Here is a 24,333-nt window from a genome sequence, read left to right as displayed (position 1 = left end):
GGGCGCCCAGGTGCTGGGGTGGGAGGCTCCGTCCGGCCCTATCAGGCGGAAACAGGTGTGCTGCCAGCCCCGGTTGCGCGCTGTGCCGCCGAACGGATCGGCAGGCAATGTAACAGCATCGGTGAGAGCGGTGCCTTCCCGGCTTGTGGAAGGACGCATCTCGAAGTTGCATCGAAAGAGAACACCACGGTCTTCCTGCGCGCACTGGCACCATGTCGTCGCACAACATCTGTCCCCGATAAAAAGCAGACCTCCCTACCTGCCGCCACTTGTCCCCGCCGCACCCCATCAAACTTGTGGAAAAGTCTGCACCGGCACATGGATAAGTGAGACAAGCATTTGATTCACAATGATTTTCCCATATCCGCTTATTTTTTAAGCAGCATCTATCCTACAGAGACAATCAGGGACAGAAACCGCAGCCTCCGCCTCGCCCGCGCCGTGCACGCGGCTGTTTTCCCCAATTGGGCTGCCCAAGCTTGTGGACAAATGCCACCCGCCTGCGGGATAAGTGGCTTAAGTGACTGCCAGCACAGGGGTTTCCGGTTGCTGCTTATTTTTTATGCAAACCGGCCTCGGCATGGCAATCAGGGGCAGAAATTATGGCGCGAAAGCACTCCACAGCCTGCCGTGGGCACGTTCAGGGACAGATCCAGCCTCATCCAGCCCGGTCCGCACCGGTTGTCCCCATCCGATCTGACCAAGCTTGTGGACAAGCTCATTGTCCACATGGGATAAGTCAACTAAGCAGTTGTCAGCATTGGACAATATGGTTGCTGCTTATTTTTTAAGCATCACCACTGCGGGTGGACGTACGGCTTCGGCCCGCTGCAGCAGCCACTGGCTGAACACGCGCAGCGCAGGCGCCTGGGGTGCGCCTTCCGCCAGTGCGGGGGTGACCAGGTAGTAGGCACGGTTGCCGCGCAGCGGGCGGTCACAGGCAATGACCAGATCGCCCCGCGCCAGCTCCTGCTCGATCAGCATGGGCGGAATCAGCGCCACGCCCAGGCCCTGGCTGGCGGCCACGGCCAGCATGGAGAACAGTTCCAGCCGCGCGCCATCCAGCGCACGCGGGGCGCTGACTTCCATGGCATCGAACCATTGCTGCCAACCGTAGGGCCGCGTGCTTTGCTGCAGCAGCGGCATGCCGGCGATCACGGCGGGGCTGACGGGTTGCCAGGCGCGGCCCAGGTCGCGCTCCTGGGCGGTGGCCAGTAGTTGGGGGCTGCACACCGGCAGGGTTTCCTCGTCCATCAGCCACTGGGCCTGCACGCCCGGCCAGTGGGCCACCTGTTCAGGCGTGCCGGCGTACAGGGCGGCGTCGAAGCCGGTGTCAGCAAACAGAAAGGGGCGGGTCTGCACATCGATGTGCACCCGGATATCGGGGTGGGCCTTCATCAGCTGCGGCAGGCGCGGCAGCAGCCAGCGCGTGGCAAACGTGGGCACGGCCGCCAGGTTGATGGTGCCGCCCTCGCCCTGGTGGGCCATCAGGTCGAGCGTGTCGCGCTCCAGCCCCTGGAGCCAGCGGGCCACCTGCTGGGCGTACTGGCGGCCGGCTTCGGTCAGCAGCACGCCGTGGCGGGTGCGCTTGAACAGGGGCAGGCCGACAAACTCTTCCAGCGCAATGATCTGGCGCGAGACCGCGCTCTGCGTCAGCGCCAGCTCTTGCGCCGCCTTGGTATAGCTCTCGTGGCGGGCGGCGGATTCGAAACAGGCCAGTGCCTGGGTAGAGGGAATGGCACGACGCATGCAAAACCTTCATGCAAAAAGTGAATTACAGACTCCAGCATACCTAAAGCTGGCAGAAATTGGTTCCATAAATGCGTTTCACGCATACATGGATGCAATCAAATCGTTTGCGGCACCGGTCGGCGCCACCTACCATGCGTTCCCATCCAGTTGTCGTCGGCAATGCCTGCGGGCGACAAGCACCTCTTCCCCCCCACCTTCACGGATTCAAGGAGACACAACATGGCCAACTTCCAATGGGACGATCCCTTCCACCTGGACGAGCAACTGACCGAAGACGAGCGCATGATCCGCGACGCGTCGCGCAGCTACTGCCAGGACAAGCTGATGCCCCGCGTGCAGTCCATGTTCCGCAATGAGTCTGTGGACACCTCCATCTTCCGCGAGATGGGCGAACTGGGCCTGCTGGGCCCCACCATCCCGACCGAATACGGCGGCGCCGGCCTGAACTATGTGAGCTACGGCCTGGTGGCCCGCGAGATCGAACGCGTGGACAGCGGCTACCGCTCCATGGCGTCGGTGCAGTCCTCCCTGGTGATGGTGCCCATCAACGAATTCGGCACCGAAGCCCAGAAGCAGAAGTACCTGCCCAAGCTGGCTTCCGGTGAATTCATCGGCTGCTTTGGCCTGACCGAACCCGACCACGGCTCCGACCCCGGCTCCATGGCCACCCGCGCCTACAAGGTGGACGGCGGCTACAAGCTCAAGGGCAGCAAGATGTGGATCACCAACTCGCCCGTGGCCGATGTGTTCGTGGTCTGGGCCAAGGAAGTGTCCGAAGGCGGTAACGTGGGCCAGATCCGCGGCTTCGTGCTGGAAAAGGGCATGAAGGGCCTGTCCGCTCCCGCCATCCACGGCAAGGTGGGCCTGCGCGCCTCCATCACCGGTGAAATCGTGATGGACGATGTGTTCGTGCCCGAAGAAAACGCCTTCCCCGAAGTCCGCGGCCTGAAGGGCCCCTTCACCTGCCTGAACAGCGCACGCTTCGGCATTGCCTGGGGTGCCATGGGTGCCGCCGAGTTCTGCTGGCACACCTCCCGCCAGTACACGCTGGACCGCAAGCAGTTCGGCCGCCCCCTGGCTGCCAACCAGCTGATCCAGAAGAAGCTGGCCGACATGCAGACCGAAATCACGCTGGGCCTGCAAGCCGCCCTGCGCGTGGGCCGCATGAAGGACGAGCACCAGAACGTGGTGGAAATCACCTCCTTGATCAAACGCAACAACTGCGGCAAGGCCCTGGACATTGCCCGTCTGGCGCGCGACATGATGGGCGGCAACGGTATTTCCGACGAGTTCGGCGTGGCCCGCCACCTGGTGAACCTGGAAGTGGTGAACACCTACGAAGGCACGCACGATGTGCACGCCCTGATTCTGGGCCGCGCACAGACCGGCATCGCCGCATTCGCGAACTGAGGTCGCGGCGCCCGCACGCTCGGGTGCGGGGTGGTGGAGCCGGGTCGCAGCGCTGCGACGACCTGCGACTCCACACCCCTCACCTTAGCGTCCGTAGGCACCGCCGGGGCGGCACTGCACCATGCACCGCCGCCCCGGCGCTAGCTGATTGGGTTCTGGCTGTGTTTTACCTCCAGAGCCCAATCACCTGGCGCACCAACTGCCCTGGTTGGCAGAGCCCTCGGGCTCTCTGGCTTTATCCCCCTCACATCCCGCCGGATCGGATCCTCCATGACCGCCTCCTCCCCTGCTTCCACACCCGCTGCTTCCCGTCCCGCCGCGCTGGCCGGCATCAAGGTGCTGGACCTGTCCCGTGTGCTGGCCGGTCCCTGGGCCACGCAGCTACTGGCCGATCTGGGCGCCGATGTGGTCAAGGTGGAGCGTCCGGTGGCCGGCGACGACACCCGCCACTGGGGCCCTCCGTTCCTGAAGGACACGGCCGGCAACGACACGCGCGAAGCCAGCTACTTCACGGCCTGCAACCGCAACAAGCGCTCCATCACCGTGGACATGGCCCACCCCGAAGGCCAGGCCCTGCTGCGCCGCATGGCAGCCGAGGCGGACGTGGTGGTGGAAAACTTCAAGGTCGGCGGCCTGCAGCAATACGGGCTGGACTACGACAGCCTGAAGGCGCTGAACCCCAGGCTGATCTACTGCTCCATCACCGGCTTCGGCCAGGACGGCCCGTATGCCGAACGCGCAGGCTACGACCTGATGGTGCAGGCCATGTGCGGGCTGATGAGCATCACCGGCCACGCCGACCACGAACCCGGCGGCGGCCCGCTGAAGGTGGGGGTGGCAGTGATCGACGTGTTCACCGGGCTGTACGCCAGCAATGCCATCATCGCTGCGCTCCATGCCCGCGACAACGCAAGCCATGGCTCCGGGGAAGGCCAGTACATCGACATGGCGCTGCTGGACGTGGGCATGGCCGTGCTGGCCAACCAGGCCGCCGGCTACCTGGCCACCGACAAGGCACCGGGCCGGGCCGGCAACATCCACCCCAGTCTGGCGCCCTACCAGGACTTCAAGACCCGTGACGGCAATGTGCTGCTGGCCATTGGCAACGACGGCCAGTTCGCCCGCTTCTGCACCGCCGTCGGCCACCCCGGCTGGGCCCAGGACGCACGCTTTGCCACCAACACCGCCCGGGTGCAGAACCGCTCCGATCTGCTGATGCTGATGACCCCGCTGATGCAGACGCGCGGCACCCAGGACTGGATCACGCTGCTGGAAGACAAGGCCGTGCCCTGCGGCCCCATCAACACCGTGGCCCAGGCCTTCGACGACCCACAGGTCCGGGCGCGCGGCATCCGCAAGGAGCTGCCGGCCGCAGGAGGACTGGGCACGGTGGGCACGGTGGCCAGCCCGATGCGCCTGTCGGGCACCCCGGTGGTCTACCGCAGCGCGCCCCCGTCCCTGGGCCAGCACACCACCGAGGTGCTGACCGAAATGGGGCTGGACGCCGCCCAGCTGGCCCAGCTCCAAGCCCAGCAGGTGATCTGACACGCAGTCCCCCGCTGCCCTGGCGCAGCTGCTTTCAGAGGCACCTTCCCTGCAGCGCCGCCGGCGCCACACGCGCCCGGCGCTGCAGGATTTTCTCCTCTGGCTTTTATATCCTTCGCAGCATATTCATGCGCGAGGGATAATCGTATTTCTGGATTATCTACATAATCCGTTCACCCCAGGGTAACTACCGAATCAAAACCGCATTTCGCATATAGCGCTTTCAGAAGCCGGGCCGTACGATTCTTCCCACGTTTTACCCAAACGGTAGTTTCAACAAAACAATACGGAGATGACAACATGATTCGTCGCAGCCTGCTCGCCCTGGGCATCCTGGCCGCGTTCGGCACCGCCGCCCACGCCCAAAGCTACCCCACCAAGCCCATCAAGCTGCTGGTGCCTTTTGCCGCCGGCGGCACCACCGACCTGGTGGCCCGCGTGGTGGCCGATCCCCTGAGCCGTGAACTGGGCCAGCCCGTGATCGTGGAAAACCGCGGCGGTGGCGGTGGCGCCATCGGTGCCGCCGAAACCGCCCGCGCTCCGGCCGACGGCTACAACCTGGGTATTGCCACCGTGTCCACCACGGCCACCAACCCGGCCATCAATCCCAAGATCCCGTACAACGTGTTCACGGATTTCACGCCCATTGTGAACATCGCAGCCACGCCCAACGTGATTGCCGCCAACCCCAAGTTCGTGGGCAAGGACTACAAGAGCTTCCTGGAAGAAATCAAGAAGAATCCCGACAAGTACTCCTACGGCACGCCCGGCACCGGCTCCATCGGTCACCTGATGATGGAAATGTTCATGCTGGCCACCGACACCAAGATGCTGCACGTGCCCTACCGTGGTTCGGGCCCGGCCATCAACGACGCAGTCGCAGGCCAGATTCCGCTGCTGTTTGACAACTTCCCCTCGACGCTGCCCTTTGTGAAGGAAAAGCGCCTGACCGCCCTGGTGGTGGCTGCGCCCCAGCGTCTGGCAGTGCTGCCCGATGTGCCCACGCTGGCCGAAGTCGGCGCCCCTGGCGTGAACCGCATGGCCTACTACGGCATCGTCGGCCCCAAGAACCTGCCCAAGGACATCGTCAACAAGGTGAATGCCGCCGTGCACAAGGTGCTGCAGGATCCGGCCGTGCGCAAGCGCATCGAAGACACCGGCTCGCTGATCGTGGCCGGCACGCCCGAGAAGTTTGCCCAGGAAATCAAGGCCGAATACACCGCGTACAAGGCCGTGGTCGACAAGCAAAAGCTGACGATGGAATAAATATTTCCTGACCAGTATCAAAAAACCCCGCACTGCGGGGTTTTTTATTTTCCAAGCCCATGGCATGCGTGGTGATCAAAATACCCATTCAGGTGTGCCTTATATAAGGAATAAATAATCGCACCGGCTGCCCTGTATCTCCAGCAATATGCGGTATCCATGCGTGCATGGCGATTGCGGTGCACCGACCGTGGCTCCTGTGAAAAAAAGACTGCCAGAGCAGTCTTTTGCATGCGGACCGGTGCGAAGGCTGCAGCTTGGCAGACCCTGGATCGACTGTTTTATGCCCGAGCCCCCGCCTGCTGGCCACCGATTTTCACCGGTTGCGCCACACGCTCACCCCCGCGCTGCTGAACGTCAGCCCCACCAGCAGCCACAGCACCCCCACCAGCAACTGGCTCACGCGCGGCCCCACCATGTCGGCAAACACCTGTTCCACCGCACACAGCGCCACGCAGTTGCTGCCCTCGGCCACCTGCTGGAGCGCCAGCAGCGACATGCCGCCCACCAGCATGCCCAGCAGCCCCAGCGCCAGCAGAAAGAAACTTGTCCATTTGGTCTCGCGGTCCATGGTGCGCCTCCACGTGGTGACGAAGTTCACGCCTGAAAACCAGCCTCCGGCCTGGGAGAAAAACGCTTCAACCGCCACTCCGGATGGACTGGATTTCATCTTGACACCATGGCCTGCGCCCTGCCAGCACCGCCCGCCCGGGTGCGGTGGTGTCTGACCCGGTGACGCGCTCCACAGGGTGTTGCAGCGCACCAGCGGTCATTGCGCAGGGCGGTGTTGCAGGCACGCACTCCCCCAAAAAGAGCAGCCCGTCTGCCCGGGATGCGGGCAGACGGGCTGTTACATCATCGGTGGGCCGGATTTACCGTCCATCACCTTGATTACACGCAGGCAACAAACTGGATGAGCGTTCAGCGCTGCGGCGCGGGGTGAAAGCTGCCCGCCCACTTCCAGGTGGCATATGCGCACCACAGCAGGCCCAGCACGGCCAGGCTGCCGCCCACGGCACCCAGGTGCTGCAGGCCGGCATGCGTGCCCACCTGGCTGCCCAGCAGCGCACCGGCGCCGATCCCCACGTTGAACAGGCCGGAGAACAGCGACATGCCCACATCCGTGGCATCCGATGCCAGCCGCAGCACCTTGGCCTGCAACGCCAGCGCCATGCACAGCATGGCCACCCCCCAGATGGAGCACACCAGGTACAGACCCGGCAGCCAGGCCGTGCTGGGCAGCAGCAGCCACAGGCTGGCGGTCAGTACCGCCAGCGCCAGCAGCAGAAAGCTGCGCGGAAAGCGCAGACCAAAGGCGCTGAAGCACATGCTGCCCACAATGCCCATGCCGCCAAACAGCAGCAGCACGATGGTGGTCACATGGTTGCTCAGCCCGCCGACCTGCTGCACCAGCGGCTCGATGTAGCTGTAGACGGTGAACTGCGCCGTCACCATCAAGATCAGCAGCGCGTAGGTGGCCAGCAGGGCCGGGCGGCGCAGCAGCACCGGGATGGAGCGGGCGGATCCGGCGTTCTCGCTGGGCAGCAGCGGCAGCAGGCGCCACAGCACCAGCATCACGGCCAGCGCCGCCACCCCGATGGCGCCGAAGGTGGTGCGCCAGCCCAGGGCCTCGCCCACCACACGCCCCAAGGGAATGCCCAGCACCATGGCCAGCGTGGTGCCGGTGGCCAGCAGACCCAGGGCCTGGGCCTTGCGTCCGGCCGGTGCCACGCGCACCGCCAGGGCCGCGGTGATGGACCAGAACACCGCATGCGCCAACGCAATGCCGATGCGACTGACCAGCAGCACCGGGTAGCTCCAGGCCACCGCCGACAGCGCATGGCTGGCAATGAACAGCGCGAACACGCCCATCAGCAGGCGGCGGCGCTCCCAGTGGCGGGTCAGCAGCATGCCGGGCAGTGAGGCCAGCGCCACCACCCAGGCGTAGATGGTCAGCATCAGACCGATCTGTTCGGTGCGCATGCCAAAGCTTGCGCCCATGTCGCTGAGCAGGCCCACGGGAACGAATTCCGTGGTGTTGAAGACAAAAGCGGCCAGCGCCAGCGCGATCACACCCACCCAGGCACGGGCGTCGGACACGGGAGCCGGCGCAGATGCGGAGGCAGCGGAGGAAAGAGATTCGGACATAGAGATTCACACAGGCCGGCGCACAGCCCACAGAAGAAGGACGACAGGCAGACCCTGCGCCCCTGCTGCGCCTTGCGGCAATCGGTCTGCATGCGGTGGCGCGCCCTCAGACAGGCCCTGGCGGCCTGTTGCCCACCGCTGCAGCACACGCCGCGCAACCTGGGATGGTACGGCGTTCAGCCAGCACACGCGGCGCTAGCCGCAGCAATGCCCTGCGGGGCGTGGCACTACGGGCCGCACGGACCCGGACGCGCGCATTCACAGCCGGCTCCGCGCTTCACAGGCCCGCGGGGGGGCGTCGCTGGTGCGGCGGCGGCGCTCACTCCGGCGACCACACCGCCAGTTCATTGCCTGCCGGGTCATGAAAGTGGAAACGCCGCCCGCCAGGGAAGGGAAAAATCGCCTTGCTGATGGTGCCGCCGGCGGCCTGCACCGCCGCCAGGGCCTTTTCCAGATCCACCGCAAATATCACCGGCAGCGGCTGCCGGGGCGCCTGGGCCGCATCGGCATTGAAACCGGCGCCCAGACCGCTGGAGGCGGTGTCCACATAGGTGCCTCCCCAGTCCTGGAACTCCCAGTCAAAGGCCTTGCCGTAGAAGGCTTTCACCCGTTGCAATGTGGCGGCATCGGCGCCGGGAAATTCGATGAAATCGATCTGACCGATACGGGCTGACATGGGGGTTCCTCCACGGCGACAGGCTGGTGCATGCCCCACCCGCTGTGGCGCAGGCAAGGCAGGTGACGGACAGGCGCCAATATGCCATGGCATCTGCCGGACGTCTGCCTGGCGTCTGCGCCCCATGACGCTGTCTGTGCCATCCCCATGCTGGGCCAGGCCCTGGCTATCCAGGTACACAGCGCACGCAAACAGTTGTACGATGCAACCATTATTTTTTCGACTGCCCCTTATGTCCACCGATACCGATCTGGTTGCCCTCGTCCGTTCTGCCTCGCGCACCATGGTGCGCGAACTGGGCTTCATGCAGACCACCCTGGCGGCCACGGACTACTCCCCGTCGGCCGTGCACACCTTGCTGGAGCTGGACATGCAAGGCGCACTCACTGCCGCCCAGCTGGTACAGCTGCTGGGGCTGGAGAAATCCAGCGTCAGCCGCATGCTGGCCAAGCTGGCCGCTGCAGGCGAAGTGACCGAGTGCGCGCCACCGGCCGGCATGGCGGCGGATGCCCGTATCAAGCCCTTGCAGCTGACCGCGCGAGGCCGGCGCACGGCGGCCGCCATCCACCGCTTCGGCCGGCAGCGGGTAGAGGCTGCGCTGCAGCAGCTCAGCCCCACCGTGCAGCAGACCGTGGCCCAGGGCCTGAACGCCTACGCCGGAGCGCTGCAAAGCTGCCGCCAGGGACAGACGCAGGAGCCCACCCAGGGGCAGGCCACACCGCCTCTGGTGACCCTTCATGCCGGCTACCGGCCGGGGGTGATTGGCCGCGTGGCGGAAATGCATGCCCGTTTCTATGCCCGGCATGCCGGCTTCGGAGCGCTCTTTGAAAGCAAGGTGGCCGGCGGTCTGGCGGAATTCGTTGGCCGGCTGGACCAGACCGGCAACCAGATATGGTGCGCCATGCAGCAGGACCGGATCGTGGGTGCCATCGCCATCGACGGGCAGGATCTGGGCCAGGGCCAGGCCCATCTGCGCTGGTTCATTCTGGATGACGGCTGCCGGGGCTGCGGTACAGGCCGCCGCTTGCTGCATCAGGCGCTGGCCTTTTGCGATCGGCAGGACTTTGCGGCCACGCAACTGTGGACATTCCAAGGGCTGGATGCCGCCCGCGCCCTGTATGAAGCCCACGGCTTTGCCCTGGTGCACGAGGCCCCCGGCAGCCAGTGGGGCCACGCCGTGACCGAGCAGCAATTCACGCGCCCCCGCCCCAGCGCCGGCGCCACCCCACCGGCGGCCAAGGCCTGACTCCAGTGCCGGTACTGATCGGGATGCTCCCCCTACCTGGCTTCCCGGCACAGGGATAGCACAAGGCAGCGGCGGCTGTGCCGCTCACTGCCCCATGCCCATGCCTCAGTACGCCACCGTGAAGCGCTGCTTGCTGTGCAGGTGCTGCTCCAGCGCATCGACCAGGGCCACGGCCAGGTCCTGCGCCGAGATATCGCCAGGCTGGCCGTCGGCCTGCATCAGCGGCGCATCCTGGCCGGTACGGTACTGGCCGGTGCGGCCCCGGGATTGCGCGTCGGAGCCGCCGTGGAAGCCCACGGCCGGGCTCAGCAGCGTCCAGTCCAGCGCGCTCTCCTTCTGCAGTTCGGTGTACATATCGCGGGCGGCGCTAGCGCCGGGCTTGATGAAAGCCGGGAATTCCGGGGTGTCCACCAGTTGCACGCCGGGCGCCACATACAGGCTGCCGGCACCGCCCACCACCAGGTAACGGGCCACGCCAGCAGCCTTCACCCCCTGGACGATGGCGCGCGAGCCACGCAGGAAGTCCTCATAGATGTTCGGGTTGGTCCAGCCGGCGTTGTAGGCGCTGAGCACGGCATCGCTACCGGCCACGCCCTGCTGCACCTGCTGGGCATCCAGTACATCGGCCTGCACGGCCTTCAGCCCGGGCTGGGCGGCGAGCTTGGCCGGGTCGCGCACCAGGGCCACGACCTGGTGGCCGCGCTGCAGCAATTCCTTCAACACGGCGGCGCCGACAAAACCCGTGGCACCGATCAGAGCGACTTGCATGAGAGAACTCCTTGAGAGTGGTTTGTTTCAACAGGGTGCAAGATTACGCCGCGGCCTGCGCCTGAAACAGCCCTCTGGACCACCATTACTTTGAAGCACAGCTTCATAATCAAGCGCCATGGAAGACCTCAAACGCATGGCCATCTTTGCCACCGTGGTGCAGCAGGGCAGCATGAGCGCCGCCGCACGCCTGCTGGACATGAGCCCCTCGGCCGTCAGCCAGCACATCCGCCAGCTGGAGCGCGAAGCCGGCGTCAGCCTGCTGCACCGCTCCACGCGCCAGCTGGGCCTGACCGATGCCGGCCAGCGCTTCTACACCCAGTGCGCGGCCCTGAGCGAGGCGGCCACCCGCGCCCGGGCCGAGCTGGCGGCCGAGCGCCAGCAGCCCAGTGGCGAGCTGCGTCTGTCCGCCCCCGTGGGCTTTGCCCGCCATGCCGCGCCCGCACTGGGCGCCTGGCTGGGCCAGCACCCCCAGCTGCGCCTGCGCCTGCTGGTGGACGATGCCCCGATTGACCTGATCCAGGCCCGGGTGGACCTGGCGTTGCGCTTTGGCCCTCAGCAGGACTCCAGCTGGGTAGCCCGCCATCTCGGGGCTTCGCCTACGGTGCTGTGCGCCGCGCCACAGTGGCTGGAAACCTGGAACCTGCAGGCCGGCCGAGCACCCGGCGCCCTGCCCGCCCATCCGGCCGATCTGGCCACCGCCACCTGGCTGGAGCAGTCCCGCACCGAGCCCCCGCAGCTAGCCCAGGAATGGCGCCACAGCGCCACCGGTGACGTTGCCGCACTGCAGGCCCAGCCACGCATGACCAGCAACCACCGCGGCACGGTGCAGTACCTGTGCGAAGCCGGCCTGGGCGTGGCCCAGCTCACGCTGCTGGACGTGGTTCGGCCGCTGCGCGAAGGCCGGCTGCTGCGCCTGCTGCCCGACTGGGAGATGGGCCTGCTGGACCTGTGGGCCGTTACCCCGCAGCGCGACGCCCTGCCCGCCAAGGTGCGCCAGGCCGTGGAGGTGCTGCGCGCCTACTTTGGCCAGCTGGAAGGGGTGGTCCGCACCGCCTGAGGCGCTGCGGTGACCCGTCCGCCAAAGGGCAGGCCCGGGCCGCCAGCAACGCCGGCATGTGCAGGGGACAGGCCCCAGCCACCGTCGGTGGCCGCGGCCTGTCCCTCACCAGTCATCAGGCATCGTTTTCGTTGTCGTTGCGGCTGTGCGGCTCGCCACGTTCGTAGATGGCGTGCGCACGGCCCACGATCAGCGGGTCCACACGGCCGATGCGGGCGACATCGCGCTGGGTGTAAGGCAGGCGGGTGAGCACATAGCGCAAGGCATTCAGGCGTGCGCGCTTCTTGCAGTCGCTCTTGACCACGGTCCACGGCGCATCGGCCGTGTCCGTTTCAAAGAACATGGCTTCCTTGGCGCGGGTGTAGTCGTCCCACTTGTCCAGCGAAGCGGTGTCGATGGGTGACAGCTTCCACTGCTTGAGCGGGTGGGCCTCGCGTTCCTTGAAACGGCGGCGCTGCTCCTTGCGGCTGACGCTGAACCAGAACTTGATCACATGGATGCCGCTGCCCACCAGCATGCGCTCGAACTGAGGCGCCTGGCGCATGAATTCGCGGTACTGCGAGTCGGAGCAAAAGCCCATCACCCGCTCCACGCCGGCGCGGTTGTACCAGCTGCGGTCGAACAGCACGATCTCGCCGGCCGTGGGCAGGTGCTGCACATAGCGCTGGAAGTACCACTGGCCCTGCTCGGTCTGGCTGGGCTTTTCCAGAGCCACCACACGTGCGCCACGGGGATTCAGATGCTCCATGAAGCGCTTGATGGTGCCGCCCTTGCCGGCTGCGTCACGCCCTTCGAAGACGATGACCACGCGCTGGCCGGTTTCCTTGACCCAGGCCTGCAGCTTGAGCAGTTCAACCTGCAGGCGGAATTTCTCTTTTTCATAGACCGAGCGGCGCAGCAGGTTGGCATAAGGGTAGCCGCCGTCCTTCCAGTCCTTGGCCAGCTCTTCGTCGGGGTTGGCCTTGCCTTCGGGCTCGTTGCCCAGCTTGTTCAGTGCCTTGGCCAGCGCACGCTTGTCGTCAGCGTCCGCACCTTCCAGCAGGGTACGCAGCGCCTTGGCGCGCTCCTGTTCGGACCCCGGGCCATCGAGCACTGCCATGACGGCGGCAATGCGCTTTTTCTGCGCAGCCTGGGTGGCCTGGCCGGCCACATATTCCTCCAGCGCCTTGCCGCTGTGAATGCCCTGCGCCACATCGCCCTGGTCGGCCGGGCGCGGGCCATGCATGGGCTTTTTGCCGTGCAAAGCCTTGCCCAGCACCTTCTGCGCGGTGGCAACGGGCACCGGCGCCGCAGCACCGGTCGCGGCAGGTGCGGTCACTGTGGGCACGGTGGCCGCCGCCTTGCCTGCCGTGGACTTGCGTGCCGCGGTGCTGCCGGTCACCACCTTGGCCGCAGGCTTGGAGGGTGCGGCCACCTGGGAAGCTGCACTGCGCTTGCCGGGGGCAGCCTGGGGTGCTGGCAGCGGCAGTTCCACCGCGGTGCTGGCACTGCTTTTTTCGATGGCAGCTGCCAGGGTCTTGGCGGGCTGCGCGGCGGAGGCGCGCGCGGTGCGGGCCGGAGTGGAGGTGGATCGGTGGGTGGTTCGGGTCGTCATACAGCTTTCCTGGCAGTGGCGGGGCGGACTGCCATCGGGCAGCCACCGCCCATCGCCACACGGGTTCTGGCAATGACCTTAGCACTTGCCGGGTCTTGGGTCTGCAGGTGTTTTCAGCGGCCCAAAACAAAGGCCCGCCGAAGCGGGCCCTGACTTGTGCGGCAGGCAGCGCGGGCTGCGCACCGCCACGACCGACGGCTTACTCGATGGCCGTCTTGTTGCCACCCACAAAGCGGCTGAGCGTGTAGGTCGGGTTTTTCATTTCGCCGTTGGGTTCGAACGCGATCTTGGAGGTCACGCCCTGGTAGTCGGTCTTCTGCAGGAAGGGGATGTAGACCTTGGGATCCCAGGAATTGGCACGCTTCATGGCGTCAGCCAGCAGCATGGTCGCGTCATAGAAGTACGGGCTGTAAACCTGGAACTGGCCCGGGAACTTGGCGTCATAGCGCTTCTTCCACTCGGTGCCGCCAGGCATCTTGGCCAGCGAAGAGCCGCCATCCGCGCAGACCACGTGGTCCAGCGGCTTGGCGCCGGCCGCCACCTTGGCCAGCTCGGGCACGCACATGCCGTCGCCGCCGAACATCTTCACTTCGCCCATGCCCAGCTGGGCCATCTGGCGCAGCATGGGGCCGGCTTGGCCGTACATGCCGCCGTAGAAGATGGCTTCGGGCTTCTTGGCCTTGATGGAGGTCAGGATGGCCATGAAGTCGGTGGCCTTGTCGTTCGTGAACTCGGTGGCCACGATCTTCACGCCCAGCTTTTCGGCTTCCTTCTTGAACACATCTGCCAGACCCTGGCCGTATGCGGTGCGGTCGTCCACCACCGCCACCTGCTTCAGACCCAGGGTCTTGGCAGCGTAGGTGGCCAGCGCAGCGCCCAGGGCGTTGTCGTTGGCGATCACACGGTAGGTGGTCTTGTAGCCGGGCTTGGTCAGCGCGGGGTTAGTGGCGGCGCCCGTGATCATGGGGATGCCGCAGTCATTGAAGATCTTGGACGAGGGAATGGCCACGCCCGAGTTCACGAATGCCACCGCGCCGGCGACCTTGCTGTCGCACAGCTTCTGCGAAGCGGCCGTGCCTTGCTTGGGATCGGCACCGTCGTCTTCCGCCACCAGCTGGAACTTGACCTTCTTGCCGCCGATTTCGGGGTTCTTGGCGTTCAGGTCCTCGATGGCCATGCGCACGCCGTTTTCGTCGTCCTTGCCGAAGTGGGCCTGGGGACCGGAGACAGGGCCGATGTGGCCGATCTTGATGATTTCCTGGGCATTGGCCACAGACATTGCCAAACCACCTACCAAGCCCACGATTGCGAGCGAAACTGCCTTAACGCGCATGCGACTATCTCCATTGGTTAAACAAGTTGCCAAGCTATTGCCTTGGCCCGCGATTCCACATCGGTGCTTTCCCTTTGCAGAAACCGTGCCTGCGGCGGCTGTTTTGGCCCCATGGGCGACATTTTTCCTCGCTCCTGCCTTCCACAACGTGTGGCGTCGCGCCGCGGAAACGCGGGGATACCCCAAGGTGCGCACCGTCTTCGGCTGCGCTACAGCAGCGCCTGCACCAGGCCTGTGCCACCCTTGCTGCAGCGCAAGATGGCGCACAGCGGTGGTGCTGCGCGGGCCGCCCCTGCAACACCGGTCTTCAGCCGGGTGTCAGCTTGCGCCCAGCCGACCCCGCTGCGCCAGGACTGCACGACCGCCGGCGGTGCCTGCGGTTGCGACCACCGGCGCCCGCCCCGCGAACACGGGCCGCGCTCAATCCGCCGTCAGCCCCGCCAGTCCCTGCACCACCGTGGGATAGTGCAACTGCACGCGCAGCTCGGTCTTGAGGCGCCGGTTGCGCAGACGGCGCGATTCGCCCATGAAGCTCAGCAGCGACACCGGCAGGCTGCCCTGGGCTTCGGTCCGGCTGATGCGCGGCGGACGCGGCAGGCCGCACAGGTCGGCGGCCAGGTCCACGTAGTCGGCCATGTACATCTCGGTGTCGTCGCTGGCATGCACCACGCGCTGGGGCTTGCCGCGCCACAGCGCCGCCACGCACGCGCGGGCCAGGTCATCGGCCTGGATGTGGTTGGTGTAGACGTCGTCGCTGGCCTGCAGCAGCGGCAGCCCCTTGCGCAGCCGTGCCACGGGCGTGCCGCCTTCGCGGTCCAGGGCGTAGATGCCGGGCACGCGCAGCACCGTGGCACGCACCCCGCTGTGCAGCGCCCAGCCGCGCACCGCACGCTCGGCGTTGGCGCGGCGCTGACCGCGGGCATTGCCGGGAGCGATGCCACGGGTTTCGTCAATCCAGGCCCCACCGCAGTCACCATACACGCCGGTGGTGGAGGCATAGACCAGGGCCTGCGGCAGCGTACGCCGTGCCAGGGCCTGCAGGAGGTGTTCGGTGCGCGGATCGCGCCACCAGGCCTGGGGGCCCGCCCCTTCCGTGGGCGGCGGCGCCAGGTGCAGCACACGCTGGGCCAGACCGGCCAGCCGGGCCAGGGTGGCCGGCTGGTCCAGATCGCCCGCCAGGGGCTGCACGCCGGCGGCGCGCAGCAGGGGCGCCCGGTCGCTACTGCTGGTCAGCGCCAGCACGCGCGGGCCGTGGCGGCTCGTGCCGCCGGCCTGCAGGGCACGTACCACGCGCAGGCCCACGTCACCGCAGCCCACGATCAGCAGGCGCTGGCGGCGAAAGCGCGCTGGCAGCGCACCGAGAGGATTTTGGTTTGAAGGCACAATGGAAGGTTGTTTTTTCGCGCGAGGTTTTCACGCATTGCAAAAGGCAGGCGCAGCAGCAGCCCCTGCCCGTGACAGCCGCCAAGGATAGCCAAAACCCATGACCGATACTGCCAGCTCCACCCACCAGATTTCCGTCCAGCCCAGTGGCCGCCAGTTTGCCACCCAGGGTGCAGAGACCATTCTGGCCGCCGCCATCCGCAGCGGCGTGGGCCTGCCCTACGGCTGCAAGGACGGCGCCTGCGGCTCGTGCAAGTGCAAGAAGCTCAGCGGCAGTGTGGTGCATGACACCCATTCCGACAAGGCGCTAACACCGGCCGAAGAGGCCGATGGCTATGTGCTGACCTGCCGCGCCACGCCCCTGAGCGATGTGGTGCTGGAGTCACGCCAGGTCACCGATGTGAATGCCTACCCCATCAAGAAGCTGCCGGTGCGCGTGGCAGGTCTGACCCCGATGTCGCACGATGTGATGCAACTCAAGCTGCAGCTGCCGGCCGCCGAGAAGTTCCGCTACTACGCCGGCCAGTACATCGAATTCATCCTGCGCGACGGCAGCCGCCGCGCCTATTCCATGGCCACCGCCCCGCACCTGCAGGAGACGGCCCCCGGCGTGGAGCTGCACATCCGCCACATGCCGGGCGGCAAGTTCACGGACCATGTGTTCGGCGGCATGAAGGAAAAGGAAATCCTGCGCGTGGAAGGCCCGTTCGGCAGCTTCTTCCTGCGCGAGGACTCGGCCAAGCCCATCGTCCTGCTGGCGTCGGGCACCGGTTTTGCGCCCATCAAGGCGCTGCTGGAACACATCCAGCACCAGGGCATCACCCGCCCCGTGGCCCTGTACTGGGGCGGTCGCCGTCCGGCCGACCTCTACATGCACAGCTGGCTGCTGGAACTGGCCGCCGCCCTGCCCACGCTGACCTATGTGCCGGTGGTCTCCGACGCCCAGCCCGAAGACGCCTGGACCGGCCGCAGCGGCTTTGTGCACCAGGCCGTGCTGGACGACTTTGCCGACCTGTCCGGCCATGAGGTCTACGCCTGCGGCGCCCCCATCGTGGTGGATTCGGCCCGCGCCAGCTACACCAGCCAGCGCGGCCTGCCGGAGGAAGCCTTCTTCGCCGACGCCTTCACCTCGGAAGCCGACAAGTAAGCCCGGCAGCCCGGCCGGGGCAGCACACGCCCGGACCGGCTGCGCCTGACCGCCGCAGGGGCTGGCCTGGCCGCCTGGCACACCGCCGCAGGCCTACGGCACCGGGGCCTCGCCCGGTGTGCACGGAAATGGGCTCTGTGTTAGCGCGCACGATTCCGCACCACTGCAGTGCATTTGTGCCGCACAGCACCTGCATGACCACCATTCATGCAAGAAAACGCAGAAATGCAACCATGCGAAACATGGTCACGCAATTTTTTTGCACAATACCGTCACCATGATGAAGCGTAGAACCCTTGCCCTGGCCACCGCGGCTTTCGCTGCGACCGCATTCGCCCCCCTGGCCCAAGCCTTTGGCACCCAACAACAGCCCATCCGCCTGATCGTGCCGTTTGCACCCGGCGGCCCGCTGGATGTGACCTCGCGCGCACTGGCCGAAAGCGTGCGCAACACCCTGGGCACCGTGATCATCGAGAACAAGGCCGGTGCCGGCGGCAACATTGGCGTGGACGCCATTGCCAAGGCCGCTCCCGATGGCCTGACCATCGGTCTGGCAACCACGGCCACCAACGCCGTCAACCCCTGGCTCTACACCAAGCTGCCGTTCGACGCCGAGAAGGACTTTGTCGCCATCACCCAGATGGTGCGCGTGCCCAATGTGCTGGTGATGAATGCCGCCCGCGCCGAGCAACTGAACATCCATTCCGTGGCGGACCTGATCAAGTACGCCAAGGCCAATCCCGCCAAGCTGAACTACGGCAGCGGCGGCAATGGCAGCGCCGGCCACCTGGCAGGCGAGCTGCTCAAGCAGCGTGCCGGCATCCACGCCCTGCACATTCCCTACCGCGGCGCCAACCCCGCCCAGCTGGCCTTGCTGGCGGGCGAAGTGGACTTCAACATCGACAACCTGGCCGCTGCTGCCCCCAACATCAAGAGCGGCAAGCTCAAGGCCCTGGCCGTGACGTCGCTGCTGGCCTCGCCCATGCTGCCCGATGTGCCGCCGCTGGCCGCCACGCTGCGCGGTTTTGCGATTGACACCTGGTGGGGCCTGATCGCCCCGGCGGCCACCCCCAAGGATGTGGTGGCCAAGCTGAACAAGGCCTTCACCGACGCCCTGAACACGCCCGAAACCCAGACCCGTTTCAAGACCCTGCTGGCCGAGCCCGTGGCCACCACACCCAAGCAGTTCGAGGACTTCATGGCCGCCGAACGCGCCAAGTACAAAGGCCTGGTGGCCGCTTCCGGCGCCAAGGTGGACTGACCTCCAGTCTGCTGCCCTGCTACCTGCACAGCTGCTTCAAAGAGAACGCCCTGGGTGCCCGCACCGCAGGGCGTTTTTGCAGGCGCGGCGGGGACGGTACGTACCGTGTCACACGGGACGGTGGCGCACCGCCTGAGCGCAGAGGCTGGCACAAGCAGCACGGCCTCGAACGGCCTCGATCAGATGGGCTACATCAGTTGCACGGCATGGCGCTGCGGTAGCAATGCCTGCCGCAGCTCCACGATTTCCAGCATCGCGCCCAGCACGCAGTCGCATTCCGCCTCGCCCAGCGGCAGCGACAAGGCCATCATCCCGCGCCGCGCCAGGAAGATGCCGCGCGCCATCAGGTCGAAGAACAGCAGGTCTTTCACGCGCAGGTCGCTGCCAGCCAGATCGCCTGCGTTACGGATGGGCCGGTCGGTGGCATGCAGCGTCAGCAGCGATCCCAGGCCCGTGGCCTGCAAGGCCACGCCTTCGTAGGCGAACAGGGCATTCAGCCGCTCACGCAGGTGATCACCCCGCGCGTTCAGCGCATCCAGGGCCTCGGCCGTCAGCACCCGGGACAGGGCGGCATGACCTGCGGCCATGCTCAGCACATTGTTGTTGAAGGTGCCAGCATGGGCCAGCGCATCGCTGCGGCGCGGATCGAACCGGTCCATCACGTCCGCGCGTCCGCCGAACACGCCGAACGACAGCCCGCCGCCCAGGTATTTGCCCGCAGTGGTCAGGTCCGGCGTGATGTCCAGTAGCGCCTGCCGCCCGCCAAAGGACAGGCGCGAGGTCATCACCTCGTCCAGGATCAGCAAGGCATTGCAGTCGCTGGCCAGATCCCGCAGCCCGCGCAGAAAGGCCGGCGTGCCGGGAATGCAGCCGCCCGAGCCCAGCATGGGCTCCACCAGGATCGCGGCCAGATCGGCGCCATGCCGGCGTACCAGCGCCGCGGCGTATTCCAGATCGTTGTAGGGCGCTACCAGCCAGTCGTGGGGCACATTGACCGGCGATCCACCGCCTGCAAAGCTCAGCACGCCACCGTGGTAGGCGCCGTCGAACACCATTACCTTGTGCCGGCCGGTGTGCAAGGTGGCGGCGGCCAGGGCCATCAGATTGGCTTCGGTGCCGGAATTGGTGAAGCGCATCAGTGCCATGGAGGGAAAGCGGCGCTGGATCTCCTGCCCCAGCCGCGCCTCCCGTGCCGTGTGGGAGGACAGGTTGAGCCCGCCCACCAGCGCTTCCTGCACGGCAGCGCGCACGGTCTTGTCGGAGTGACCAAAGAGGCCTGCGGTGAATTCGCCCAGGGTGTCGATGTAGACATGGCCATCCGCATCCCAGAGCCAGCAGCCTTCACCGCGCACCATGGTCAGGGGGAAAGGCGGGTGGTAGAGCACCGAGCGGGTGTTGCCGCCGGGCAGCACATGGGCCGCCACCTCGCACAAGGTCTGGCTGCGCGGGTTGTGAGCCACATAGTCGGCCACCGCTGCGTGCAGGGCCACATCCAGAGCGTTGTGCACAGACATGGTGATTCTCCTGAAGCCAGCACCCTGTACAGCCCGCCGGTGGGGGCGTGCCCCGCCACTAGCGCCTGCGCGATCTCCCACCATTAGGCGCCTGTGCGGCGCGCAGCGCCAGTCGGGCCCTGTCCAATCACCCACTGCCAGGCGTGGCATTGCCTGCCGGATCGGGCGCAACGCCCCCCTGCGCGGCACCAGCCGCTATGCATTCCGGTACAGGTCGGGCACACGGCACATGATCCTCTGGCAGCGACAGTTCCCACTAGCACCGGGGGCACACAATGCAGCGCGCACCGGCGCCGGATTTCCCATAAAAAAAAACGGCCCAATGGCGCTGAAGGCCTTTGGGCAGCCATGGAGCCTGCAAGCGGAGGCTTCAGTGCGGTGTGGTCACCTGCGGACACCAGTCGGCGGCGGTCTGGAAGCGGTCGATGCGCTGCTCCGCCACGGCGGCCAGCTGTGCGGCGGAAACACGTTCAGGCGCCAGCTCGGCCAGCGGCCGCAGCACAAAGGCACGTTCGGCCAAGCGGGGATGGGGAATGGTCAGCACCGGGCTGGCGATCTGCTGGTCGCCATAGAGCAGCACGTCCAGATCCAGCGTGCGCGGGGCATTGCGGTAGGGGCGCTCGCGCCCGGCGGCCTGCTCGATGGTTTGCAGCGCGTGCAGCAAGGCCAGGGGCGCCAGCGCCGTCTGCAGCGCCACCACAGCGTTCAGGTAGTCCGGCCCGCCGGCATCCACCGGCGCGCTGACATACAGCGACGACACGCCAACCACCTGCGTGTCGGGCAACAGGGCCATGGCCTGCACGGCCTGGGCCAGGGCCTGGCCCCGGTCCCCCAGATTGGCGCCCAGACCGATGAAGGCGGACTGCGCGAGTTGGCCGGACGGGGAGGAGGACGGGCTGGCGGCCGCCACGCTCACTCGCCTGCGGCCTCGGCACCGCCCGCGCCGGCGGGCTTGCGGCGACGGCGGCGGCGCTTCTTGGCCGGGGCATCGCTGTCGCCCAACAGGGCATCCAGCGTGTCAGCACCGGGTGCAGCCGGGGCGGCCGCGGGGCCGCCTTCGGCTGCTGCGGCCTTCTTGGGCGCACGGCGGGCTGGTGCCGGTACTTGGCTCTTCTGGCGCTGGCGTTGTTCTTCGCGGGCCTGGGCCACCAGGTCTTCGCGGCGGGCATCGTCGGCCTGCTGGAACTCCTGCCACCAGTTGGCCAGCGATTCCTCGACCTCTCCCACATCGGCGCGCAGGCGCATGAAGTCGAAGCCTGCGCGGAAGCGGCCCTGGGCCACCATGCCGAACGGCGTGGAACCGGTGCGCTTGTCGAAACGCGGCTGCATGACCCAGATTTCGCGCATGTCGGCGGCCAACTTGCCGCGGCCGGAGACATCGCCGATGCGCTGGTCGAACACCTCGTCAATGGCTTCCTGCAGCGCGGGGAAAGCGTGGAAGCCTTTGTTCAGGCGCTTTTCCCAGCCGGTCTTCACGTCCTGCCACAGCACGCAGGCCAGCAGGAAGCTGGGCGCCACGGGCTTGCCTTCGGCCACGCGGCGGTCGGTGTCGGTCAGCGCGGCGGTGACGAAGGGATGGTCGGCACGTTCCACCACCACATCCAGCAGCGGGTAGATGCCTTTTTCCAGACCCAGCTTCTTGAGCTGCTCGACGGACGACAGCGCATGGCCGGTCTGCAGCAGCTTGAGCATTTCGTCGAACAAACGGCTTTGCGGCACTTCCTTGAGCAGCGGCTCGCATTCGAGCAGCGGCTTGGCGGTCTTGGGCTCGAGCTTGAAGCCCAGCGGCGACAGCTTGGCGGCAAAGCGCACGGCACGGATGATGCGCACCGGGTCTTCGCGGTAGCGCGTGGCCGGGTCGCCGATCATGCGCAGCATCTTCTTCTGCGCGTCCTGGATGCCCTTGTGGAAGTCCACCACGACCTGGGTTTCCGGGTCGTAGTACATGGCGTTGATGGTGAAGTCGCGGCGCGTGGCGTCCTGGTCCTGCGGACCCCAGACGTTGTCGCGCAGCACCCGGCCGCTGGCGTCCACCGCATGCTGCATGTGGGCCAGCGCGGCCTTGCTGGTGCGTTCGTTGCCGCTGACCTGCTCGGCCAGGCTGTTGTCCAGGAAGGCGCGGAAGGTGGAGACCTCGATCACCTCGTTCTCGCGGCCGCGGCCATAGACCACGTGCACGATGCGAAAGCGCTTGCCGATGATGAAGGCGCGGCGGAACAGGTTCTTCACCTGCTCGGGCGTGGCGTCGGTGGCCACGTCAAAGTCCTTGGGACGCAGGCCCAGCAGCAGGTCGCGCACGGCGCCGCCAACGATGTAGGCCTCGTAGCCGGCATCCTTGAGGGTGCGCACCACATCCACGGCGCGGCGGTCCACCAGCTCGGGATCGATGCCGTGCACCTCGGCCGGCACGTCTTCGCGCTTGCCGAATTGCGGCTTGCGCGAACGGGTGGCGGCCGGGGCCTTGCCCAGCAGTTTGTCGATAAAGGTTTTGATCATGGTGTCTCGGTAAACAGGTCCAGCACGCGCCAGCCACGCTCCTGGGCCAGGGCGCGCAAGCGCGTATCAGGATTGGTGGCGACCGGATGGTCCACTTTCTCAAGCAGGGGCACGTCGTTCATGGAGTCGCTGTAGAACGTGGTCTCCACATCGCTCCAGGACAGCCCCCGTGCGGCCAGCCAGGCGTCCATACGCACCACCTTGCCTTCGCGCATATTGGGGATGCCGTCGATCTCGCCGGTGAACCAGCCCTGGGCGTCGCGGGCCAGCGAGGTGGCCACCAGCTCCTGCACGCCAAAGGCTTCGGCAATGGGGCGGGTGACAAATTCATTGGTGGCCGAGGTGATGACCACGGTATCGCCCGCGTCCAGGTGGCCTTGCACCAGCTGCAGGGCTGCGGGCGTCATGGCCGGGCGGATCACCTCGTCCATGAAACGTGCATGGGCCGCCGCAGCGGCTTCGGGTCCGCGCTGCACCACGGCGGCGGTGGCAAAGCGCACGTAATCGGGCACATCCAGGCGGCCAGCCAGGTAGTCGGCAAAGAATTCGTCGTTGCGGCGGCCGAACTCGGTGCGGTCGCACCAGCCGATGGCAATGGAGAATTCGCCCCAGCCGTGGTCGGAATCCAGCGGCAGCAGCGTGTGGTCAAGATCGAACAGCGCCAGCCGGGGGCGCTGCGGTGCAGTGGGTGCGGACATGGTGTCGAAAGAAGTTGCAGGTTGCGGCGAAATGGCCATGGCCTACTCGGTTTCCAGCATGGTCTTGAGCAGCGGAATGGTGATGGCGCGCTTGTTGCGCAGCGCAAAACCGTCCAGCATGCCCAGCAGCTGCATCAGGCTGCCCAGATCGCGCGAGAAGCGATTGAGCATGTAATCCATCACATCATCGCTCAGGAAGACACCGCGTGCATCGGCCTCCTGCCTCAGCACGGCCCGGCGTTCGGGCTCGTCCAGCAGGTGCAGCTGGAACACATGGCCCCAGCCCAGGCGGCTGCGCAGGTCGTCGCGCAAGGTCAGATCGGCCGGCGGCGCATCGCCTGCGGCCAGCACCCAGCGCGGCGAGCCGGACGGCGGTGCAATCGCATTGACGAACCAGTTGAAGGCCCGGGACTGCTGCATGGGGGTGTACAGGTGCACATCGTCCATGATGACGGCGGCCCAGCGCTCATCGAATTCCGGGGGGAAGCCGGTGCTGGCATCCATCCAGCCCACTTCGGCGCCCTGCTCGCGCAGCGCGGCGTACACCGCCTTGAGAAGATGGCTTTTGCCCGAACCGGAGACGCCCCACAGGTAGGTGGGCACCGGGGCGCGGGCGGCATCCGAGGACAGGCCTTCGCCCACCCAGGTGCGCAGATGCTGCACCACGGCGGCGTTGCTGCCTTCGTAAAAACGCGACAGCGAGGGGCCGGTCGCCAGGCCGATGTCCAGAGCCAGCTGCTTCATCGCGGCCATGCGCAGGCCTCCTCCCGGGGAAGGACCGACAGGGTCCAGACGATCAAAGCAGGCACAGACAAGGGTGGCAGCATTCCAGACAGAACAAGGGACAGGCAGTGCGCCCCACCGAAGCAGAGCATCTTGCACACAACCCGTAACAAGGCTGCGCTGGAAGATTTTAGACCGTAGCGCACGACCCCATGGACAGAAGGCATGCAACGCAGGGCTGGCGACAAGGACAAAAGGCCTTGCAAACGCCGTACCTCCAGCCCGGTGAATGGGGTCTCGCCTTAGAATCAGC

20 protein-coding genes are annotated in these 24,333 nt (G+C 66.4%); 7 read left to right on the top strand and 13 right to left on the bottom strand.

Features of this window, described 5'->3' with window-relative positions; all coding sequences use genetic code 11:
- Positions 1-780: 780 nt before the first annotated feature.
- Positions 781-1,749, bottom strand: coding sequence for a LysR substrate-binding domain-containing protein (locus KW830_RS16065; protein WP_218333704.1), 969 nt, complete (start codon positions 1,747-1,749; stop codon positions 781-783).
- A 222-nt stretch (positions 1,750-1,971) separates the two neighbouring features.
- On the opposite strand from KW830_RS16065, the gene KW830_RS16060 reads away from it, so the two are divergent.
- The 3 genes from KW830_RS16060 to KW830_RS16050 all read left to right on the top strand — a co-directional run bounded on the left by KW830_RS16060 (position 1,972) and on the right by KW830_RS16050 (position 5,973).
- Positions 1,972-3,162, top strand: coding sequence for an acyl-CoA dehydrogenase (locus KW830_RS16060; protein ID WP_066536498.1), 1,191 nt, complete (start codon positions 1,972-1,974; stop codon positions 3,160-3,162).
- A 270-nt stretch (positions 3,163-3,432) separates the two neighbouring features.
- Positions 3,433-4,707 carry a CaiB/BaiF CoA-transferase family protein gene (locus tag KW830_RS16055; RefSeq protein ID WP_218333703.1) on the top strand — a complete coding sequence of 425 codons (1,275 nt, stop codon included), beginning with the start codon at positions 3,433-3,435 and terminating at the stop codon, positions 4,705-4,707.
- A 300-nt stretch (positions 4,708-5,007) separates the two neighbouring features.
- Complete coding sequence (locus KW830_RS16050) at positions 5,008-5,973, top strand: tripartite tricarboxylate transporter substrate binding protein BugE (protein ID WP_066536502.1); 966 nt, start codon at positions 5,008-5,010, stop codon at positions 5,971-5,973.
- A gap of 316 nt (positions 5,974-6,289) precedes the next feature.
- Here KW830_RS16050 and KW830_RS16045 read toward each other — a convergent pair whose 3' ends face one another.
- From KW830_RS16045 to KW830_RS16035, 3 genes are all read right to left on the bottom strand, one after another.
- Positions 6,290-6,544, bottom strand: a complete 255-nt coding sequence (locus tag KW830_RS16045) for a hypothetical protein (protein WP_066536505.1) — start codon at positions 6,542-6,544, stop codon at positions 6,290-6,292.
- 350 nt (positions 6,545-6,894) lie between these two features.
- The gene (locus KW830_RS16040) at positions 6,895-8,121 is read right to left on the bottom strand and encodes a sugar transporter (protein WP_218333702.1); all 1,227 of its coding nucleotides are present in this window, start codon (positions 8,119-8,121) and stop codon (positions 6,895-6,897) included.
- A 319-nt stretch (positions 8,122-8,440) separates the two neighbouring features.
- The gene (locus KW830_RS16035; RefSeq protein ID WP_218333701.1) at positions 8,441-8,797 is read right to left on the bottom strand and encodes a VOC family protein; all 357 of its coding nucleotides are present in this window, start codon (positions 8,795-8,797) and stop codon (positions 8,441-8,443) included.
- A 232-nt stretch (positions 8,798-9,029) separates the two neighbouring features.
- Between KW830_RS16035 and KW830_RS16030 the strand changes: the two genes are divergently transcribed.
- Positions 9,030-10,043: a helix-turn-helix domain-containing GNAT family N-acetyltransferase gene (locus KW830_RS16030; protein ID WP_218333700.1), complete on the top strand. Its 1,014-nt coding sequence runs from the start codon at positions 9,030-9,032 to the stop codon at positions 10,041-10,043.
- Positions 10,044-10,148: 105 nt separating this feature from the next.
- On the opposite strand, the gene KW830_RS16025 is transcribed toward KW830_RS16030, so the two are convergent.
- Positions 10,149-10,811 (bottom strand): NAD(P)-dependent oxidoreductase, encoded by a 663-nt coding sequence (locus tag KW830_RS16025; protein ID WP_218333699.1) that lies wholly within the window; start codon positions 10,809-10,811, stop codon positions 10,149-10,151.
- 118 nt (positions 10,812-10,929) lie between these two features.
- Between KW830_RS16025 and KW830_RS16020 the strand changes: the two genes are divergently transcribed.
- A complete protein-coding gene (locus KW830_RS16020; protein ID WP_066536520.1) occupies positions 10,930-11,871 on the top strand; it encodes a LysR family transcriptional regulator in 942 nt (313 codons plus the stop codon).
- 115 nt (positions 11,872-11,986) lie between these two features.
- Here KW830_RS16020 and ppk2 read toward each other — a convergent pair whose 3' ends face one another.
- The 3 genes from ppk2 to KW830_RS16005 form a co-directional block, all read right to left on the bottom strand.
- Entirely contained in the window at positions 11,987-13,465 is a 1,479-nt protein-coding gene (gene ppk2 / locus KW830_RS16015; protein ID WP_218333698.1) for a polyphosphate kinase 2, read from the bottom strand.
- A 199-nt stretch (positions 13,466-13,664) separates the two neighbouring features.
- Complete coding sequence (locus KW830_RS16010) at positions 13,665-14,744, bottom strand: branched-chain amino acid ABC transporter substrate-binding protein (RefSeq protein ID WP_370510786.1); 1,080 nt, start codon at positions 14,742-14,744, stop codon at positions 13,665-13,667.
- A 474-nt stretch (positions 14,745-15,218) separates the two neighbouring features.
- A complete protein-coding gene (locus tag KW830_RS16005) occupies positions 15,219-16,181 on the bottom strand; it encodes an SDR family oxidoreductase (protein WP_218333697.1) in 963 nt (320 codons plus the stop codon).
- Positions 16,182-16,281: 100 nt separating this feature from the next.
- On the opposite strand from KW830_RS16005, the gene KW830_RS16000 reads away from it, so the two are divergent.
- Entirely contained in the window at positions 16,282-17,328 is a 1,047-nt protein-coding gene (locus KW830_RS16000) for a CDP-6-deoxy-delta-3,4-glucoseen reductase (protein WP_066536527.1), read from the top strand.
- Positions 17,329-17,608: 280 nt separating this feature from the next.
- The gene (locus tag KW830_RS15995; protein WP_218333808.1) at positions 17,609-18,589 is read left to right on the top strand and encodes a tripartite tricarboxylate transporter substrate binding protein; all 981 of its coding nucleotides are present in this window, start codon (positions 17,609-17,611) and stop codon (positions 18,587-18,589) included.
- 188 nt (positions 18,590-18,777) lie between these two features.
- Here the strand turns inward: KW830_RS15995 and KW830_RS15990 are convergent, their stop codons facing one another.
- The 5 genes from KW830_RS15990 to hda form a co-directional block, all read right to left on the bottom strand.
- Entirely contained in the window at positions 18,778-20,103 is a 1,326-nt protein-coding gene (locus KW830_RS15990) for an aspartate aminotransferase family protein (RefSeq protein ID WP_218333696.1), read from the bottom strand.
- Positions 20,104-20,473: 370 nt separating this feature from the next.
- A complete protein-coding gene (gene folK, locus KW830_RS15985) occupies positions 20,474-21,013 on the bottom strand; it encodes a 2-amino-4-hydroxy-6-hydroxymethyldihydropteridine diphosphokinase (protein WP_218333695.1) in 540 nt (179 codons plus the stop codon).
- A gap of 2 nt (positions 21,014-21,015) precedes the next feature.
- Entirely contained in the window at positions 21,016-22,599 is a 1,584-nt protein-coding gene (gene pcnB / locus KW830_RS15980; protein WP_218333694.1) for a polynucleotide adenylyltransferase PcnB, read from the bottom strand.
- Entirely contained in the window at positions 22,596-23,297 is a 702-nt protein-coding gene (locus KW830_RS15975; protein ID WP_066537340.1) for an HAD family phosphatase, read from the bottom strand. Before KW830_RS15975 ends, pcnB begins: the two co-directional genes overlap by 4 nt.
- Before the next feature lie 42 nt (positions 23,298-23,339).
- Positions 23,340-24,041, bottom strand: a complete 702-nt coding sequence (gene hda / locus KW830_RS15970) for a DnaA regulatory inactivator Hda (RefSeq protein WP_066537343.1) — start codon at positions 24,039-24,041, stop codon at positions 23,340-23,342.
- Positions 24,042-24,333 lie beyond the last annotated feature (292 nt).

It is taken from the genome of Comamonas sp. CMM03 (genome assembly GCF_019218715.1).
Lineage (GTDB): Bacteria > Pseudomonadota > Gammaproteobacteria > Burkholderiales > Burkholderiaceae_C > Comamonas > Comamonas terrigena.
The sequence above is the reverse complement of the archived record's forward strand: the minus strand, read 5'-3'. Positions and strand labels throughout refer to the sequence as shown.